Raw genomic sequence first — 17,805 nt, 5'->3', positions numbered from 1 at the left:
ACCCTCGGAGACTAATCGCTGTGCTCGACTACTCCTACTTGGTTCTCCACCTTCCGCGTGGCACCAGCCGGGACGCGGCCCGGCGCATCCTCACCGAACACGCAGAATACGGTGACTGGGAACTCGACCGCCTGCGACTGTATCCCGACGGCCGCCGGGACGTCCGGTTGCGCCGGAAGATCATACGGGTGAGCAGGACGATGTGACCGCTGACATGGCTTTGCCCGCCCCGGGCCGCGCCCCCGGAGCGGGCAAAGCTTCACTGCCTCGACGGCGAGGGGACACCGCGCCGTAAGGCGCCGATCATCCCCTCTGGCCGCCGTCGAGGCGCCTGTGCGTCGTCCTCAGTGGCTCCAAGGAAAACAGTCCATGAGGTGACTAATCCCTTACTTCTGGCCGAAACGGATGCGGCGGGTGGTGCCGAAGACCGCCGCGGCACCGGCGGCCAGCGCGCCGATCAGCAGGGTGACGAGGGAACCGAGGTTCATGCCGGTCACGCCGACCGGCTGGGCGGCGCTCATCAGGCCCAGGTCACGGACCGGCAGGGCGTCACCGGCCGGGGACGAGGAGACCAGCCCCTGGACGGGGGCGGCCGCGTCCAGCGGCGAACCGCTCCCGGCCTCCTGGGACCTCTCGACGCTCTCGACGCTCTCGGCACCCTCGGTGCTCTCGGCCATGGCGGGGGTGGCGGGGGTGGCGGGCATCAGAGGGAGTCCGGCGGGGACGGCACCGGCCATCGGGGCCTGGGACCGGTCCGCCGCGTTCCGGGCACCGGCCGCGCCGGTCGCGCCGTCCAGGGCGGGGACGGCGGGGAGGGCGGGGAGCAGGCCGCTGGTCCTGTGCTTGGCGGGCTTGGCGTCCCAGCCGCCGTTACCGCCCGGGTGACCGGGGTTGCCGGGGTGACCCGGGTGTCCCGGGTTGCCGGGGTAACCCGGGTAGCCGGGGTAGCCCGGGGTGCCGGGGTAGCCCGGGGTGCCGGACGGGCCGCCCACGCGGGAGCCGCCCAGGCATCCCGCAGCGGCGTCGCCGAGCACGGCCACGGCGTTGCCGCAGACGTTGACGGGAGCGGTGATCGGCGCGACCACCTGGTTACCGCCGAGGATGCTGCCCCGGCCGGAGGTGGTGTTCCCCCCGGCTCCGGCGCCCGCGTCCCCGGAGACCGAGGCACCACCCCTGCACCCGGCCGCCGCCCTGCCGAGCACGCCCACGGCGTTGCCGCAGGCGTTGATCGGGGCGGTGATCGGTGCGACCACCTGGTTGCCGCCCAGGACGCTGCCCCGGCCCGACGTGACGTTCCCTCCGGCACCGCCGGAGCCGCCCGCGCCCGGACCGCCGCTCCCGACGGACGCGCCGCCCTGGCAGCCCGCGAAGGCACCGCCGAGCACCGCCACCGCGTTGCCGCAGACGTTGATCGGGGCGGTGATCGGCGCCACCACCTGGTTGCCGCCCAGGACGCTGCCCCGGCCCGACGTGACGTTCCCGCCCGCGCCACCGGCGCCGGAGCCGCGGCCCTCGACGTGCAGGCCGCCCGGGCACCCCGCCCGGCCGTTGCCGACGGTGTTGCCGCAGGCCTCAACGGGAGCGGTGATCGGGGCGACCACCTGGTTGCCGCTGCCCGCCCCGAAGCGCCCGTCGGTGTCGTTGCCGGGACGGCCGGGCCCCTGGCCGGGACCGCCCGGCCAGCCGGGACCGCCGGGGCGGGGGCCCTGCCCCCAGCCGCCGGGGCCACCCGATCCCGGGCCGTCCCAGCCCGACCCGTTCCAGCCGGGACCGCCCGGACGCGGGCCGCGCTTGCCGTGGTCGTCGTGACCGTCCCGGTCCCAGCGGCCGCCGTGGTCGCCGTGGTCCCTGTGGTCGCCACGACCGCCCGGGCCTCCGTGGTTGCCCTGGCCGCCCTGGTTCCCGTGACCGCCGTAGCCCGGCTTGCCGGGCCGGCCCGGCTCGCCCGGGCCACCGGGACGTCCCGGGCCGCCGGGCTCACCCGGACCCCCGGGGCCGCCCGGCCTGCCGGGACCGCCGGGCTCCCCGGGACGCCCCGGGCCACCGGGACGTCCCGGTCCACCCGGGCCGCCCGGCCGCTCGCCCACGACCTCGGCGCCGCCCCGGCAGCCGGAGAACGCCCCGCCGACGACGGCGACCGAGTTCCCGCAGATGTTGATCGGGGCGGTGATCGGAGCCACCACCTGGTTGCCGCCCAGGACACTGCCCCGGCCGGAGGTCCGGTTGCCACCGGCCCCACCGCCGCCCTGGCCGCTGACCGAGGCGCCTCCCCGGCACCCGGCGGTGGCACCGCCGAAGATCGCGAAGGAGTTCCCGCAGGCGTTGATCGGGGCGGTGATCGGAGCCACCACCTGGTTGCCACCGGCGATGCTGTGGGCGCCGTCCGTGCGGTTGCCGCCCGCGCCGCCCCCGCCACCGGGACGGCCGGGACCGTCACCCCGACCACGCACCGCGGCGCCGCCGCGGCAGCCCGCCTCGGAGCGGCCGAACACCGACACGGCGTTGCCGCAGGCGTTGACCGGGGCCGTGACGGGAGCGGTGATCTGGTTGCCGCCCAGGATGCTGCCCCGGCCGGAGGTCTCGCCGGCGAGCTCGTCGCCGCCGGGGCTCTCGGCGGAGGAGCCGCCCTGCGAGGAGGCGGCCGACTCGCCGAGCACGCCGACGGCGTTGCCGCTGATGTCGATCGGCAGGGTGATCGGTGCCTTGATCTGGTTGCCGCCGCCGATCGAATGGTCGCCGTCGGTGTCGGCGAAGGCCGTACCGCCGCCCATGGCCATGACGCCCAGTGCGAGCAGTGCCGCGGGAGCCGTACCTGTGACCCACGTACGCATGATTGAGACTCCTAGCATTTCGGGGGGAACTGAACCTCGTGAGGGCGTGCGAGGCCATGCGAGGGCCGGACAGGTCCGCACAGCGGAAGCCTTGACGGCCGTCACGAGGAAGGGGATCGCTGTCACGTCGGCCTGCCCGTCGCTCACCGATGGAGCGGCTCTCCCGGGGACGGGGAGGATGGAGGCAGGCTTCGCGACCGGCGGGTCATCCCCGAGGGGAGGACGGGCCGGTCCGCGCGACGATGTCAGTCAGGAGAGAAAGAAGGGTCGTCCGCCGCTGTGCGGACGACAGGGGGGAGCACGAACGCACGCGGGACACGCTGCGTCGTCAGTCGCGGGTCGTAGGCGAACCACGCGACATCCCCCGGACCCGGCCCGAAGAAGCCGGATCCACCACCGCTCTGGGGCACGAATCCGTTGGCGCCAGAGCCATGGTCGACGGTGGCGGGTGCCGGGGATTCCGGGGTGGACTGGCTGGTCAGCCCGTCCACACCTCGCCCCGCCATGGCCTCGGCGTTGTCCGTCGCCGACGGCCCGCCGCTGCCCGTGGGGAAGTCATCGGCCGTCGTGGCCGATCCGGAAGCGGCCGTGTGAGGGGTCTGGGAGTGGGCGTCTTCCGCCGCCGCGGTGGAGTCCGCGACCGCGGGAGTGGCGCCGAGGAGGCCGAAGACGACGGCGAGCAGCCATGCGGCGGTCAGGAGACCGCCGATGGCGAGGGCCCGCGTGACGCCCCGCCGAGTGCCGGCCGCGAACCGCGCCATCCGGTCAGCCCGGCCGGGGATCGTGTCGTCGACGGAAAGGATCACGAGCGCGCGTCGAGCAGCGGGCGAGAACGCCCTCCACTGCACGTGCGGCGCGCGTGCCACATGACCTCCCCAGAACTCCTGGACGGGCCCGCTTCGACACGAGCCATCCCTCGACGGAGAGTCACGCTAGCACCACGCGGCGTCAACGCAACGGTTTTCCCCGGAACACCTCAGCAACCGTCCAGGAAGCGGTCAAGAACCCGCACCCCGAACTGGAGCGAATCCACCGGAACCCTCTCGTCCACCCCATGGAACATCCCGGAGAAGTCCAGGTCCGCGGGGAGCCTCAGCGGCGCGAACCCGAATCCCCGCATGCCCAGACGGCTGAACGCCTTCAGGTCCGTGCCCCCGGAGAGCGTGTACGGAACCGCCAGCGCGCCCGGGTCCTCGGCGACGAGGGCATCGGCCATCGCGCGCACCAGCGGCCCGTCGAACCCGGTCTCGACCGCGATGTCGTGGTAGACGAACTCCCTGGTCACGTTGGGGCCGAGCAGTTCGTCGAGCGTCGCGAAGAACTCCTCCTCGTACCCCGGCAGGAAGCGGCCGTCCACGTGCGCGGTCGCGGTCTGCGGGATCACGTTCGCCTTGTAGCCGGCGTCCAGCATCGTGGGGTTGGCGGTGTTGCGCAGGGTGGCACCGATCATCCGTGCCAGCGGCCCCAGCTTGGCGACGGTCTTCTCGGGGTCGTCCAGGTCGAGATCCAGCTTCAGCGCCCCGGCGGTCTCGCGCAGGAACACCTCGACCGTCCGCGTCATCCGCAGCGGCCACTCGTAGCGGCCGATGCGCCCCACGGCCTCGGCCAGCTCGGTGACCGCGTTCTCGGCGTTGAGCATCGACCCGTGCCCGGCCCGGCCGGTAGCGGTCAGGCGCATCCAGGCGATGCCCTTCTCCGCGGCCTCGATCAGGTAGAGCCTGCGCGCCTCGTCGACGGTGACGCTGAACCCGCCGACCTCGCCGATCGCCTCCGAGCACCCGTCGAACAGGTCCTTGTGCTCGTCGACCAGCCACTGCGCGCCGTAGTTGCCGCCGGCCTCCTCGTCGGCGGTGAACGCCAGCACCACGTCCCGCGGCGGGCGGCGTCCCTCGCTGAGCCGCTGCCGTACGACCGCGAGGATCATCGCGTCCATGTTCTTCATGTCGACGGCGCCGCGTCCCCAGACGCAGCCGTCGGCGATCTCCCCGCTGAGCGGGTGCCGGGTCCAGTCGTCGGCGTCGAACGGGACGACGTCCAGGTGGCCGTGGAGCAGCAGCGCGTCCCGCGAGGGGTCCTCTCCCGCGACGCGGGCGATCACGTTGGCCCGGCGGTCGTCCGACTCCAGGATCCGCGGCTCCAGCCCCACCTCGGCGAGTTTCCCGGCCACGTACTCGGCGGCGGCCCGCTCGCCGGGGCCCGTGTTGTCCCCCGCGTTGGTCGAGTCGATCCTGATCAGGTCACGGCACAGCCCGGCGACCTCGTCCTCGGCGTTGATCGCGGTCATGTGGGGCTCCTCGGGGTTGGGTGGGCGTCACCTCCCATCCTGCCGTCGCGGCCCTTGTCGCGGCACCCCGGGCCGGACCTGGACTCTTACCGATATGACGCACGCCCAAGAGTTTGCTAACCTAAGTCCGCCGACGCGGGATGACGATCTCTCGTGCAGGCGCCACGTCCGGGTGGCGGAATAGGCAGACGCGCTAGCTTGAGGTGCTAGTGCCCTTTACGGGGCATGGGGGTTCAAGTCCCCCCTCGGACACAAACCGGTCGCCTATGGGGTCCTGGTCATGTGCAGACGTGACCAGGACTTTCTGTTTTGACGGATGGTAGATTAACCGCAGTCCGATGTTCGTGTAGATCTTGGCCTTCCGGATCGGGTCGGCATTCGAGAGAACTCGCACCATGTCTCCAAGCCTGTGCGTGATCTCCGCCAGCTCATCACGCCCCATCCGCCTCTGAGGCAGTACGTGCGCGCGGCCGAGGCGTTGCTCGGCCGCGGTCTTGCGGACAAGCTCTTCCTGGATCCATCCGGCGACGAGCGCCGGGTCTGCGCCCGCCTCAAGGGCAGCCCGATGCTGGGCGAGCTTGCGGTCGCACTCGGTGATCTGGCGGCGTGCCACAGCGAGTGCTTGGGCCTCGGGCGGTGTCACGTCCTGTGCGGCCGCCAAAACGTCGAGAGTGTGATCGACGTTGTGGGGCGCGAACAGCCGGCCGAGCCAGCGGTCCAGTCGCGGGACGACGCGGTCCTCTCGTAGGTAGACGTTGCGGGGATGCATGAGGTGGTTGGCCAGGGCGTACTCCTCGGGGAAGCGGCAGCGGTAGTAGGCCGCGTCGTTGACCCATTGGCCCTGCATTCTGCGGTCGCAGACACCGCAGTACAGCAGCCCCCGGAGCTGGTACGGCTTGGGGGTGCGCTTGCGGGTCTTGTCGGTGTGGCGATCACCTCGCCCCGTCAGTGTCATCTGCACGGCGTCGAAGTCCTCCGTGGACACGATCGGCGGGTGAACGACTGCCTTCGACCAGACCCAGTCCTGCTTGGAGTTCCACCTGAGCTTCGTGGTGTGGCCCAGGCCGACGTCGTCCACATCGATGAGGACCTCGTCCTTGCGCTGGCGGTTCCACACCTGGTGGCCGGTGTAGCGGGGGTTGGTCAAGATGGCGCGCACCGCGCTCTTGGACCAGGCGATGCCGGAGCGGTGACGGTTCCGATCCGGATCGTGAGCTGATGGGCTGGGAATCTCGTTGCGGGTCAGTCTCTCGGCAATGGCGAACAGGCCGTAGCCGTCGAGGAAGACCGCGAAGATCTCTTCCACCACGGGCGCGGCGACGGGATCAAGCTCCAGCCGGTGAGCACGCTTGCCGTCGGCCGCCTTGGCCGGATTGGGGTGTGGGCCCGCATCGGCCAGCCGGTAGCCATAAGGCGGCCGACCTCCCAGAAAGCGGCCTTCCATCTGGGCTTGGGCTGACATGGCACTGCGCACGCGGATCTTGATGCGGTTGCGCTCACCTTTGCTCATACCGCCGAACACACTCATGACCAGGTCATGGGCCTCGTTGTTCGGGTCGATGGGGCCGCCCACCTCGGGCACCCAGAGCGGAACCCTGAAGTGCTCGAAGACGGGAAAGGTCAGGCCGTACTGGTTGCCGTAGAAGGCTCGTTGCGGCTCGCCGATCACCACCGCGTCGAAGCCGCGGTCGGGGTTGCGTAGTTCGGCGAGCAGCGCCGCCGCGTGCGGGCGGCGCTGCCAGGGGATCGAGCGGGACTTGTCGACGTCGAAGAACTCGGTGACGATCACGCCCCCGCGCGACTCGATGAGCGCGCGGGAGCGGGTGATCTGCCAGCCTCGCGAGGACTGGGGATCTTGCTTGTCCTCGGTGGAGACTCGGCCGTAGAAGGCGAAGCGGATGGTGTTCATGGGTCCTATGCGACGTTGGGGCGGTTGACGATCATGGTTTGGTGAGCCTCCAGCAGGATGGCGAGCAGTTCCGTGGCGGCGCTGGGCGTCAGGCGGGGCGGTCCACCGGGTAAGACGATGTGCGGAGTCCGCTGTTTACGGGTGGTGGATGCGGTCATGATGAGAGGCGCTCCTATGCGTTCGTTGCTGGCGGGTAGGGGTACGGCCCCGGCGACGTGCTTGGCGGTACTGGAGTCGGGGCCGCTTTGCCGCCGTACCTTGGCGTAGATCCGCACGTTGCGGCTGGCACCTCGGCAGGGCAGCGGGCCGGATGTTTCCGTGACGTCGAAAGCACGGGCTGCCTGCGGTGCTTTCTCAAGCAGGACAGTGCTTTGCGTCTGGTCATGACGCAGGTCTCTTAGCCACGAGTGGGTGGCACGCCGGGCAGCGCGCCACAGTGTTGTCGCTAAGTTCCTTCTGCCGGGTGCGCTCGTCACAGTGACCGCACCAGTCTGGGGCGATTCTCAGCGACGGACTGGGCTCGACGCCCTCGACCACAGGCAAGAACTTGTCGGGGTCTTGCTCGATTGCCTTGGCCACGTAGCGACTTCGATGCTTGACGGACCGGCCGTCGAGGATCGTGTGGCGAATCGCGGCCGCGTCGAGGAGGCGGATCTCGCGGCCGGTCAACTCAGCCAGGAGCTGGACGATACCGCGATCGACGGAGTCGTCGTCGTTCGCCCAGGCACGCGCGTTACGACGAGAAGATGACTGATTTTCTTCATCTTCTTCCGTCCTAGTCCCCTTCGGGGACTGGACGGAACTGCGTGGCGTTAGTAACGCGTTACGTTTGGCGTTACCAACGCCACCGTCGACGGCGTGTGGCTCGGTCCGGTCGCGTCGCCTGTCTCGCCACCTTTTCTGCCGCTCGGCGTTGGCTTTCCGCTCTTTCTCCACCCGCTCCTTAGCGGGCACGAATGCGAAGAAGTCATGGATCACCCACCCCTTCGCCACAGGCGCCGGGCAAAGATCGGAGGGACACTCTTCGCCAGGCGGATGCCAGGTACCCCGGGACACGAGTTCGGCGATGAAGCGCAGCGGCTTCCGCACTCGCGGACACACGTCGATCAGGTCTTCCTGGAGTACCGCACCGTCGGTCAGGTTGTGGGCACACCAGAAGATCGCTGTGAAATGTATACGAAACGCGGCGTCCGACAGGCCTGCTACCTGCCTCCGAGTCGGGAATCGGTCGTCGAAGTACAGCCCTTCCCGCTTCATCTAGTGCCTGCCTCTGTCTGTCAGATGCAGAGCGGCCGTGGTGTTGAAGGCACGGTCGATTCGGAGCGCGAGGTCACGTGCTGTCTTCCGGGCCGCCGTAAGTTCTGACAGAGCCTTGTCAAGACGCTCGTCGGGGTCGCCATGGTCGTCACCCAGTTGTCCGGATTCCTTCATGCGCCGCAACGCCTCGCCGAGTTGCCCCAGCAGTTGGTCAAGCCCGGCTGTCGAAATGCCGATACGGCCGAGGACGTCGTACACGGTGGACGGATAGGTGACGCCGACATGGGAGAGCGTGGCGTGGTTGAGGACCCGGACGGCTTCGGACACGGCTGCGGCGACCTCGCTGGTGTAGTCGTCACCATGGGGGCCATCTGACGACAGCCAAACGGTGTCAGCCATCGGCGTTGACTCCGATCGCCGAGATCTTGTCAAGATGCCTGCGTCCCGTCAGAGTGGTGACAAGAGTCAGCAGTCGACGCATGAGCCATTGAGGCACCCCTAGGGTGTCCGTGCTCGCGATCGATGGGATGCTGAACATGACCTACTCCCTTCGAGTGGGTCTGACGGAAGGCCCGGCGCCGGCGAGCGTCCAAGCAGTGCAGGCGCCGGGTCCTCCTGTAGTGAACTTGCAGAGGGCCAACTTCATGATTTGGCGGGAGCTGTTCAGCTACGCCGACATGCGCAGCTGTCCGCTTCCCAACTGCTGGTGATACCCCAGACGCCTCCCCCCCTTGTGTTCCAGGAATCACGTACGTAGCGGACGTATCTTCCATGATGACACAAATCACTTTGCCGGTCTTGACTCAAGAGAGTCAGAAGATTCGCCTCGCGCTTGAGCGCCTCGCGATCCCCCTGCCCTCATCACCTTCACGCCGCGCCGCTGGTTTGCCATGCGCGCACATCCATCCGGCTAGCGATCTAGGGCGCGGCCGACATCACACCTGGCCGGAGCCATCAGCCCGTGGCGATTGCTCACCTTTCCTGCTTGCCTGGCGACCAGTTTGGTCTAGATAGACATTACTGTACTAGTTCAACCTAGGTATAGCTCAACTGTGCTTTCCTAGTACAGCTGAAGGGCTTAGCCTTGGTGTTGTGTCCGTGCCTGATTTCAGCGATCCTCAGCCTGCCTACCTGCAGATTGCAGACGACCTGCGTCAAGAGGTGGCGGCAGGTCGACTCAAGCTCGGCGAGCGGCTTCCGGCGCGGCGGCAGTTGGCCCAGCGCTACGGCGTGGCCGTCGAGACGGTCCGTCGAGCCTTGGACGAACTCGCGCACGATGGCCTGATCAGCACGCAATCGACGCGCGGCACATACGTGGTCAAGACTCCCGACCAGGATGAGCCGTCCTCCGAACTTCAGCAGGCGATGACCGAGGTGCGCCGGCTGGCCGAACGCGTAGAAGGTCTGGAGTCTCGCGTGAAAGACCTCGAAGGCCGCTGACCCCCTCCACGCGCCCCTTCGAGCTCCATCCTTCAGAACGTCGCGCGTGCAATGCCACGCACCTTCGAGATTTCTCCCTCTTGGAGCTCCGGGTTCTTCCTGGCAGCAGCCGAATCGGCCTGCGAGGAAGACTCGGGCGGCCGCGATTCTCGCCCGCCGTTGAAGAAGATCGTTTTTAACGGTTCCGGCTGGGTTGCGTCTTCTCCCAGAGCTCGCGAAAGGCAGTGAGGGGCAGACCAAGTAAGCCGGAAAGGGGCAACGGCGGCGGGCGCATAGGACAGAACATGGATTCTGTTCCGGGACCATCCCCGCCGCGATGCCGGCACCAGGCGCCTCCCTGGCGAGCTACAGCTACTGATCGAAGGACTGGCGCTGCAGCGTCCAGCGCTGAGCGTCGCCACCATCCACCGCCAGGTCGCCACGGTCGCCGCCAAACAGAACTGGCCAGTGCCCAGCTACGCCACCGTGTATGCCATCGTCCGCGGCCTGGACCCGGCCCTGACCGTGCTGGTCCAACAGGGAACGCGCCGCTACCAGGAGCTGTATGAGCTGGTGTACCGGCGCGAGGCCGAACGGCTCAACCAGATCTGGCTGGCCGACCACACCCAGCTCGATCTGTGGGTGATCGCCCCGTCCGGCAACCCGGCCCGGCCCTGGCGCACCGTCGTCGAAGACGACCACTCCCGGGCCATCGCCGGCTACGCGGTCAACCTCACCGCGCCCTCGGCGCTGACCACCGCGCTTGCCTTCCGGCACGCGATCTGGCGCAAGAGCGAGCTGGACTGGCACCTGTGCGGCATCCTGGACGCCTTCCACGTCGACCACGGCTCCGACTTCACCTCGGCCCACCTGGAACAGGTAATGGCCGACCTGCGCATCCGCGCCTACTTCTCCCTACCCGGCCAGCCGCGCGGCCGCGGCAAAAGTGGAGCGGATCTTCTCCACCTTCAACCAGATGTGCCTGCCAGCCCTGCCCGGCCACGCACCCCGCGGCACCCCCGACCGCGCCGGCCAGGCCCGCCTCAGCCTGGCCGACCTGGACCGCGCAATCAGCACCTTCATCCGCGATGTCTACAACGTCACCCCGCACAGCGAGACCGGCACGCCACCGCAGCAGCGCTGGGAGGAGAGCGCGTTCATCCCCCGCATGCCCGACTCTCTCGACCAACTGAACCTGCTCCTGCTCACCGTGGCCAAACCCCGCAAGGTCCACCCCGACGGCATCCACTTCCAGGCCCTGCGCTACTTCGACCCCGTACTGGCCGCCTACGTCGGCGAGGACGTCGTCATCCGCTACGACCCCCGCGACATGGCCGAGATCCGCGTCTTCCACCACGACCACTTCCTGTGCCGGGCCATCTGCCCGGAACTGGCCGACCGCACTATCGGCCTCAAAGAGATCACCGCCGCCCGTACCGCGCGCCGCCGCGATCTGCGCTCCCAGATCACCGACCGGACCAGCATCGTCGACCGGCTGATCGAAGCCCACCAATCAGCCGCCGCTCCCGGCCTCCCCGCCACCGCCCAGGCGCCGACCCCGGAGGCTCCGGCTCGGCCGCGACTCAAGCGGTACCGAGAGGACTGACCGTGACCTGGGACGACACCGAATCTGAGCGCTTCCAGGAACTGGCGGCCCTGGTCGAAAGGACCCTGCCAAGCCCGCAGCTGTCCGGCCCCGACGTCCCCATCGATGAGATCGACTTCATCGCCACCAAGGAACATCGCCGCTTCACCGAGTTCGCCGACGCCGTCCGCCGCGCTCAATACATTGGCCTGTGCTACGGCCCGCCAGGAGTGGGCAAGGCCCTGTCGGCCCGCCGGTACGCCCACTGGCGCGAAGTCGAGCCCTTCCTGCGGGGATCTCGCGCCCGCGACGGGGAAGGCCAAGACCGCCACGGCTGGCACACCCTGCTCTACACCCCGCCCGTCAGCGCCACTCCACGCTTGATCGACAAAGAGCTCACCAGCATGAGCACCACCTTCGGCACACTCCGCGCTCCCGACCCCTACGACCGACGCACCTTCACCAGCCCGCACGCGCTGACCCCCTTCGCCGAACTGCTCATCGTCGACGAAGCCGACCGACTCAAGACCGCCGGCCTGGAACAACTGCGCGACCACTACGACCGCAGCCGCCTCGGCATGATCCTCATCGGCATGCCGGGCATAGAAAAGCGTCTCGCCCGCTACCTCCAGCTCTACAGCCGCATCGGATTCGTCCATGAATACCGGCCGCTGTCCGCCGACGAGCTCACCTTCGTCCTGCAGCGGCACTGGGCCGCCCTCGGGCTACCCTTGTCGGCCGACGACTTCACCGACATCGAAGCCATCGCCGCCGTACACCGCATCACCACCGGCAACTTCCGGCTTCTTCAACGCCTCTTCGCCCAAATCGGCCGCATCCTGGAGATCAACGACCTGCACACCATCACCAAGGAAGTCGTCGAGACCGTTCGCGAATCCCTCGTCATCGGCTCCCTGTAGATGGCGTCTTCGCGGTACAAATCGGTTTGGTTTCCAACGTTCGAGCTGACCGTTCACAAACAGGAGGCAAGTGGGAGCAACGGCTCACTCCTTGAGCCAGGCTGGGAGAGCCAACCCCGTAAGGGATTCGAACGCGTCAGCCACCTCTTGCGGGCTGGCACGGTATACATCTCGAAGAAGGCCCACAGCAGCCCCGACGACGTCGGGTTCGTATGCTGGCAGTTCTTGGCCGATGGCCAAAGTCTCGACCAGTGGCGTAACGGCATCACCATGTCGTCCCACGCGCCACAGGGTCAGCCCTTGAACAGTACAACTACGAACGTAGCCCAGCAGGTAGACAGCACGGTTTAGCTCCACCAGCTCCCTGTTGAGCTTTACGCCCTGCTGGCTGACCTCCAGCGCCTCGGCGCACTGTCCCACCTCCACTAGAAGAGTGGCGAGATTGGTCAGCGAGCTGGCGAGGTTGGGCAGGTAGGCGTCGCGGTTCAGCTCCACCAACTCCTCCCAGAACTCCCTGGCCTGCTGACTGGCCTCGAGTGCCTCGGCTAGCCGCCCTACCCTCGCCGACTGTTTGGTGTAGGTGGTCAGCGAGCTGGCGAGGTCGGGCAGGTAGGCGTCGCGGTTCAGCTCCACTAACTCCTCGCAGAGCTTCACGGCCTGCCGGCTGATCTCGACCGCCTCGGCATGCTGTCCCGTCTCCGCCAACAGACTGGCGTGGTTATTCAACGATTTAGCTAGGCGGGGCAGGTAAGCAGCGCGGTTGAGCCTCACCAGTTCCTCGCAGAGATCCTTGGCCTGCCAGCTGATCTCCAGCGCCTCGGCGCGCCGTCCCACCTCCACCAACCGAATGGCGTGGTTGTTCAGCGAGCTGGCGAGGTCGGGCAGGTAGGCGTCGCGGTTCAGCTCCACCAACTCGCGACGAAACTCGACGGCCTGCTCCGAGATGGGTACGGCCTCACTACGCCGTCCCACCTCCGCCAATAATTTGGCGTGGTTGTTCAGCGAGCTGGCGAGGTCGGGCAGGTAGGCGTCGCGGTTCAGCTCCACCAACTCGCGACGAAACTCGACGGCCTGCTCCGAGATGGGTACGGCCTCACTACGCCGTCCCACCTCCACTAGAAGAACAGCGTGGTTGCTCAACGACATGGACAGGTGGGGCGAGTAGAGATCGCGGTTCAGCTCCCCCAGTTCCTCGTAGAGCTCCATGGCCTGCTGGCTGACCTCGACCGCCTCGGCGCGCTGCCCCACCTCCACCATCCGATTGGCATGGTTTGCCAGTGAGCCGGCGAAGTAGGGCAGGAAGGCGTCGCGGTTCAGCTCAGCCAATTCGCCGTACATACGGACGGCCTGCTGGCTGACCTCGGTCGCCTCGGCGCGCCGCCCCACCTCCGCCAACCGATTAGCGTGGTTGGTCAGCGACATCGCCAGGTCGGGCAGGTAGGTGCTGCGGTTCAGCTCCACCAGTTCCTTGTAGAGCTTCGTGGCCTGCTGGCTGACTTCGATCGCCTCGGCGCGCCGCCCCACCTCCACCAGCCGATTAGCGTGATTGTTCAACGAGGTGGCCAGGTCGGGCAGGTAGGTGCTGCGGTTCAGCTCCACCAGTTCCTTGTAAAGCTTCGTGGCCTGCTGGCTGACTTCGATCGCCTCGGCGCGCCGCCCCACCTCCGCCAAGAGGGTGGCGTGGTTATTCAATGAGACGGCGAGGTGGGGCAGGTAATCGGCGGGGTTCAGCTTCACCAACTCGCGACGAAACTCGACGGCCTGCTGGCTGACCTTCATCGCCTCCGCACGTTGTCCTACCTCCGCCAGCAGGTTGGCGTGGTTGTTCAGTGCAGTGGCCAGGTGGGGTAGGTAAGCGTCGCGGTTCAGCTCAGCCAGTTCGCTGTACAGGGCGACGGCCTGCTCGTTGGTTTCCATCGCGGCCTGGTGCTGGCCGGCGTTGCCCAAGCGGCTGGCGTGATCGACCAGGATGGCGGCCCGTTGCGCCGGGTCGATGGTGGCGGCCAGGCGGTGTGTGGTTAGCCGGGTAGACAGCGCGGCCATGCCTATGTCCAGATCGACGTGCCGACCGGTTGGCAGGTAGGCCTCAATGGCTTGAAGCAGGCCGGGATCGATGTGGGGCAGGGTGGTCAGGCGGGTTAGGGCGGCGCTGCCAACGTGCAGCATCAACTCGGGCCAGGCAGTGAGCAGGGGGTACAGCTGGGTGGTGGCGACGTGTGACCAGCGGTGGGCGGTCTCGATCAGCATGGTCAACGCTGTGCGGGTCCACGGCAGCACCTGCGCATCGCCGGCTTGCCCCATAGGAGCGGCAAGCAGGCCGGGCAAGGCATGGCCGGCCCAGTCGTCGCTGGGGATGTCGGTGAGGGGGTGGCCGGGGATGGTCAGGGCAGCGAAGTCTTCGGCCAGCCGGTCGGGGTACAGCGGTTCCAGCACGGTGCCGGCGCGCGCGGGCGGATAGCAGTACTTGTGGTCATCCAGCAGAATGTTGGCCTGCTCGGTGCTGTCGGCCAGCCCGGCCTGCCGCAACGCTTGCCACGCATCCGGGCGGGCCAGCGGCCGGGTGAAGGCGGCGGTGAAAACCGCGCGGCCCATAGTGATTGGGTCGCTGGCCAGCGGCTCCGGTAGGCGGCGGTGCAGCTCGGCCCAATGCTCCCGCTCGCGCCGCAGCAGATAGGCCGTGGCGCGCGTCGGATCGGCAGGTTCCTTCTCACCGTGATGGTGCGCATCGACCGCAGCCAGCGCCGCGATATGCACGGTCAGAACCTGGGCGTACTCATCATCGTCGGCCAGGTCGGCGGGAGGGGCGATCGGGACTGCCTGTTCGGACGGCAGGTGAAGATGACGGGCGAAGTGATCGCGCGCTTCGGCGAACAATCGCTTCCGCATCGCCGGTTCGGCGACCAGCGACGGCAGTACCTGGGCGTCGGCGTCGACGTCCAGCACCCGCTCGATCCAGGCCGCGATGCTGTCCCACCACACCCCGGCCGGGCGGGCCAGCAGCAAAACCCGCACCCGGCCCGCCTGCAGCACCGGCTCCTGCAGCAACTCATACAAGGCCGGTACCGGCCACCGCTCGGCGTAATCCACCACCAGCAGCCTCGGCCCGGGCTCACCCGCCTCGACGGTGACGGCGACACCGACCGGCGCGTTAGCGGTGGCCTGCCACACCCGCCACCCGGCCTGGCGCGACAGCTCGGCGAAATGCGTGGCGAGCCGGGTTTTGCCCTGCCCACTGGGCCCGTGCAGCAGCCGGACCCCCAAGCCGGGCATGTCCTCATCGTCGCGCCATCCGGTCAGTCTTCGCAGTTCGTCCTGCCGACCGGTGAAGGGCACCACCCGAGATCCAGCCCGCAACAATAGCGATGGCTGCGCCCGTGCCCGAGCCGGCCGCACCGGCCGCGGCTCGCCCGGAAAGTCCTCCAGGTGGTAGGCGGGCTTCCCTTGGAAGACATTCAGCACTCCGCCCTGCACCGCGTTGACCACTCCACCCGCACCCGGCGCATTCACCTGCACCAGGCTGGCGGCCTGCGGCCCGCTAGCGTCACCTCCGGCGGCCGAAGGCGCGGCGGGCCGGGGCGAGTCGGTCATGTGGGCGAGCCTTCGCCACCACCAGGCGGTTGGGTAGGGGTGATGGGGTGGTGGATGTTCATGGTGCCACCCTGGACCGCATTCACGATCCCGCCCGCCGACGGCATGTTCAACTGCGTCTGCCTGCCCGGTGCCGACGGGAGCTGGACCGGCGGCGCGGCGGATGACGGTTGGTCAGCCGCGGGTGAAGGCGGAGGGTGCTCAGCCTGCGCGGTGTCCGTTGTGGCTGTACGCGTCAACGCGTAGGTGACCAGCGCGCTGGCCGCGGTCAGCGCCACCGCGATGACGATCCACCACCAGTTCCACACCCCATTGTTGAGGATCTGATTGCTGGCCACCGCCACCGCGACCGGCAACACCACCGAGGCCGCCAACAGCAGCCATCTACGCCCAGACGTTCCTGTCCCCACCATGTCCGTCATCATCAACCCAAACCTGGACGCTGCGCACCTCGAATGCAGCAAGGAACAGCGTGAGGCTGGCTCATTGGCCGACAGGTCGCGATAAACGCGCAACATGCCGTCAAGCAGTGATCAGCAACTGGGGTGGACGCGGCACGTACGCCCGAAGCTATGACGCCATCAAGGGATCAAAGTCACACCTGCGCCCGGTGGTTATCCGGGGAGATCCTATCGGGACTCCCCGGATAATGTTACTCATCCAGGGAGGTGGGAAGCGGCGAGTCGCCTCCACACCTATCCGTATCCGAACACGGCCACTGGCAGAGGGATCGCCAACGTAGGAGCTCCAAGTGGTCGTGGTGAGTGTCAGCGGCCGAGCAAGAGCTTGAGTAGCCGCCAGGCGCGGGTGCGGCGGCCGGGGTTGGCCGAGCATAAGTAGACGGCTGCGAGCGCGATGATCAGGACTACGGCGATCAAGGCGATCAGAGCCAGGTGGGGCATCATCGGTGTGGGTGTCCCTTCACATATGGGGAGCGCCTGGGGGCCGCGCCGGTGAACTGTGACAAGTTCGGCGCGGGCGTCAGCCATAGCGCGGCCACCGTCGGAAGCGGATGGCGTGCCTTCAGCCTGGACTCGACGAAAGCCCCCTGACGATCTCCACCAAGCTCTTACACAGGTCGGACGAATCAATACAGCATCTGACGGACGCCACCGAGATGAGTCAATTTGGAGTAATTGACGAAAAAACACTTTACGTTTCTTTACAGCCTGGAATGCTCATGAGCACCATGACCGATCCGTCCGCGACGCACTCAGCCGCGTCCCTCCTTGACACACTAAGAGCCCGGTTGCAGCGACTGCACCGCCACAGCGGAAAACCCAGCACCCGAGAGATCGCTCGGCGCGCCCAGGGGATCAGCCACACCACCGTGCACGGCGTACTGCGCTGCGCCAAGAACCCGCGATGGGGCCAGTTAGAGCTCGTCGTAGAGGCATTGGGTGGCGAGGTCCAGGAGTTCAAGGCCCTGTGGGTCGCTGTTCTCGATGCCGAAGATCATCAGGCGACCGCCCTTATTCCGGTCGATGATCCGCCCGCCCCAGCTGGCCACCACGCCGTCGCTCTTGTGCGCCCCGACGACTGCGGCGAGATGAGCTTTACCACTGCCGAATCCCTCACTGGCCACACCAAGGCCGTCTTGGCAGTAGCTTTTCGCCCTGACGGCCATCTCCTCGCCACCGGCAGCGACGACCACACAGTGCGACTATGGGACCCCACCACCGGCCAGGCTGTCGGAGAGCCCCTCACCAGCCACGCCGGGGCTATGTACGCGCTGGCCTTCCACCCCGACGGCCAACTGCTCGCTATCGGCAGCGACGACCACACAGTGCGGTTGTGGGACCCGAGCACCGGCCAGGCTGTCGGCACCCCACTGGTTGGTCACGCCGGAGCCGTGTACGCGCTGGCCTTCCACCCCGACGGCCACCTCCTCGCCACCGGCAGCGACGACCACACAGTGCGGTTGTGGGACCCCACCACCGGCCAGGCTGTCGGCACCCCACTGGTTGGTCACGCCGGAGCCGTGTACGCGCTGGCCTTCCACCCCGACGGCC

General features: G+C 68.0%; 14 protein-coding genes, 1 tRNA gene and 2 pseudogenes. 7 read left to right on the top strand and 10 right to left on the bottom strand.

What is annotated here, in order from left to right:
• Positions 1 to 20 precede the first annotated feature (20 nt).
• Positions 21 to 206 carry a DUF5703 family protein gene (locus ACLQ2R_RS05230; protein WP_386239439.1) on the top strand — a complete coding sequence of 62 codons (186 nt, stop codon included), beginning with the start codon at positions 21 to 23 and terminating at the stop codon, positions 204 to 206.
• 180 nt (positions 207 to 386) lie between these two features.
• Here ACLQ2R_RS05230 and ACLQ2R_RS05225 read toward each other — a convergent pair whose 3' ends face one another.
• From ACLQ2R_RS05225 to ACLQ2R_RS05215, 3 genes are all read right to left on the bottom strand, one after another.
• Entirely contained in the window at positions 387 to 2,831 is a 2,445-nt protein-coding gene (locus ACLQ2R_RS05225) for a chaplin family protein (RefSeq protein ID WP_425958123.1), read from the bottom strand.
• Positions 2,832 to 3,076: 245 nt separating this feature from the next.
• Positions 3,077 to 3,697, bottom strand: a complete 621-nt coding sequence (locus ACLQ2R_RS05220; protein WP_425958122.1) for a hypothetical protein — start codon at positions 3,695 to 3,697, stop codon at positions 3,077 to 3,079.
• Positions 3,698 to 3,807: 110 nt separating this feature from the next.
• A complete protein-coding gene (locus tag ACLQ2R_RS05215) occupies positions 3,808 to 5,115 on the bottom strand; it encodes a M20/M25/M40 family metallo-hydrolase (RefSeq protein WP_425958121.1) in 1,308 nt (435 codons plus the stop codon).
• Positions 5,116 to 5,281: 166 nt separating this feature from the next.
• Between ACLQ2R_RS05215 and ACLQ2R_RS05210 the strand changes: the two genes are divergently transcribed.
• Together ACLQ2R_RS05210 and ACLQ2R_RS05205 are read left to right on the top strand one after the other, a co-directional pair.
• Positions 5,282 to 5,367 (top strand) — tRNA-Leu (locus ACLQ2R_RS05210).
• Positions 5,368 to 5,524: 157 nt separating this feature from the next.
• Complete coding sequence (locus tag ACLQ2R_RS05205) at positions 5,525 to 5,863, top strand: hypothetical protein (RefSeq protein ID WP_425958120.1); 339 nt, start codon at positions 5,525 to 5,527, stop codon at positions 5,861 to 5,863.
• 48 nt (positions 5,864 to 5,911) lie between these two features.
• Here ACLQ2R_RS05205 and ACLQ2R_RS05200 read toward each other — a convergent pair.
• From ACLQ2R_RS05200 to ACLQ2R_RS05185, 4 genes and pseudogenes are all read right to left on the bottom strand, one after another.
• Positions 5,912 to 7,024, bottom strand: a pseudogene (locus ACLQ2R_RS05200) (recombinase family protein); the annotation flags it as partial.
• Positions 7,025 to 7,029: 5 nt separating this feature from the next.
• The gene (locus tag ACLQ2R_RS05195; RefSeq protein WP_425958119.1) at positions 7,030 to 7,182 is read right to left on the bottom strand and encodes a hypothetical protein; all 153 of its coding nucleotides are present in this window, start codon (positions 7,180 to 7,182) and stop codon (positions 7,030 to 7,032) included.
• A 223-nt stretch (positions 7,183 to 7,405) separates the two neighbouring features.
• The gene (locus ACLQ2R_RS05190; protein WP_425958118.1) at positions 7,406 to 8,281 is read right to left on the bottom strand and encodes a hypothetical protein; all 876 of its coding nucleotides are present in this window, start codon (positions 8,279 to 8,281) and stop codon (positions 7,406 to 7,408) included.
• Positions 8,282 to 8,680 carry a hypothetical protein gene (locus tag ACLQ2R_RS05185; protein ID WP_425958117.1) on the bottom strand — a complete coding sequence of 133 codons (399 nt, stop codon included), beginning with the start codon at positions 8,678 to 8,680 and terminating at the stop codon, positions 8,282 to 8,284.
• 699 nt (positions 8,681 to 9,379) lie between these two features.
• Here ACLQ2R_RS05185 and ACLQ2R_RS05180 point away from each other — a divergent pair.
• Positions 9,380 to 9,721 carry a GntR family transcriptional regulator gene (locus ACLQ2R_RS05180; RefSeq protein ID WP_425958116.1) on the top strand — a complete coding sequence of 114 codons (342 nt, stop codon included), beginning with the start codon at positions 9,380 to 9,382 and terminating at the stop codon, positions 9,719 to 9,721.
• Positions 9,722 to 10,072: 351 nt separating this feature from the next.
• Here ACLQ2R_RS05180 and ACLQ2R_RS05175 read toward each other — a convergent pair whose 3' ends face one another.
• Positions 10,073 to 10,546 (bottom strand): hypothetical protein, encoded by a 474-nt coding sequence (locus tag ACLQ2R_RS05175; RefSeq protein WP_425958115.1) that lies wholly within the window; start codon positions 10,544 to 10,546, stop codon positions 10,073 to 10,075.
• A gap of 130 nt (positions 10,547 to 10,676) precedes the next feature.
• On the opposite strand from ACLQ2R_RS05175, the gene ACLQ2R_RS05170 reads away from it, so the two are divergent.
• Both ACLQ2R_RS05170 and ACLQ2R_RS05165 read left to right on the top strand, forming a co-directional pair.
• On the top strand, positions 10,677 to 11,306 hold the full coding sequence (locus ACLQ2R_RS05170) for a Mu transposase C-terminal domain-containing protein (RefSeq protein ID WP_425958114.1): 630 nt from the start codon (positions 10,677 to 10,679) through the stop codon (positions 11,304 to 11,306).
• 2 nt (positions 11,307 to 11,308) lie between these two features.
• Positions 11,309 to 12,205 carry an AAA family ATPase gene (locus ACLQ2R_RS05165; RefSeq protein WP_425958113.1) on the top strand — a complete coding sequence of 299 codons (897 nt, stop codon included), beginning with the start codon at positions 11,309 to 11,311 and terminating at the stop codon, positions 12,203 to 12,205.
• Positions 12,206 to 12,289: 84 nt separating this feature from the next.
• Here the strand turns inward: ACLQ2R_RS05165 and ACLQ2R_RS05160 are convergent, their stop codons facing one another.
• Together ACLQ2R_RS05160 and ACLQ2R_RS05155 are read right to left on the bottom strand one after the other, a co-directional pair.
• On the bottom strand, positions 12,290 to 15,793 hold the full coding sequence (locus tag ACLQ2R_RS05160; protein WP_425958112.1) for a tetratricopeptide repeat protein: 3,504 nt from the start codon (positions 15,791 to 15,793) through the stop codon (positions 12,290 to 12,292).
• Positions 15,790 to 16,218 (bottom strand): hypothetical protein, encoded by a 429-nt coding sequence (locus ACLQ2R_RS05155; RefSeq protein ID WP_425958111.1) that lies wholly within the window; start codon positions 16,216 to 16,218, stop codon positions 15,790 to 15,792. The genes ACLQ2R_RS05160 and ACLQ2R_RS05155 overlap by 4 nt, the downstream gene beginning before the upstream one ends.
• Positions 16,219 to 16,973: 755 nt before the next feature.
• On the opposite strand from ACLQ2R_RS05155, the pseudogene ACLQ2R_RS05150 reads away from it, so the two are divergent.
• Positions 16,974 to 17,805: pseudogene (locus ACLQ2R_RS05150) on the top strand (hypothetical protein); the annotation flags it as partial.

It is taken from the genome of Streptosporangium sp. DT93, assembly GCF_049844535.1.
In the GTDB taxonomy this organism is placed as follows: domain Bacteria; phylum Actinomycetota; class Actinomycetes; order Streptosporangiales; family Streptosporangiaceae; genus Streptosporangium.
Note: the sequence above shows the minus strand (reverse complement) of the source record. Positions and strands in the feature narration are given on the sequence as shown.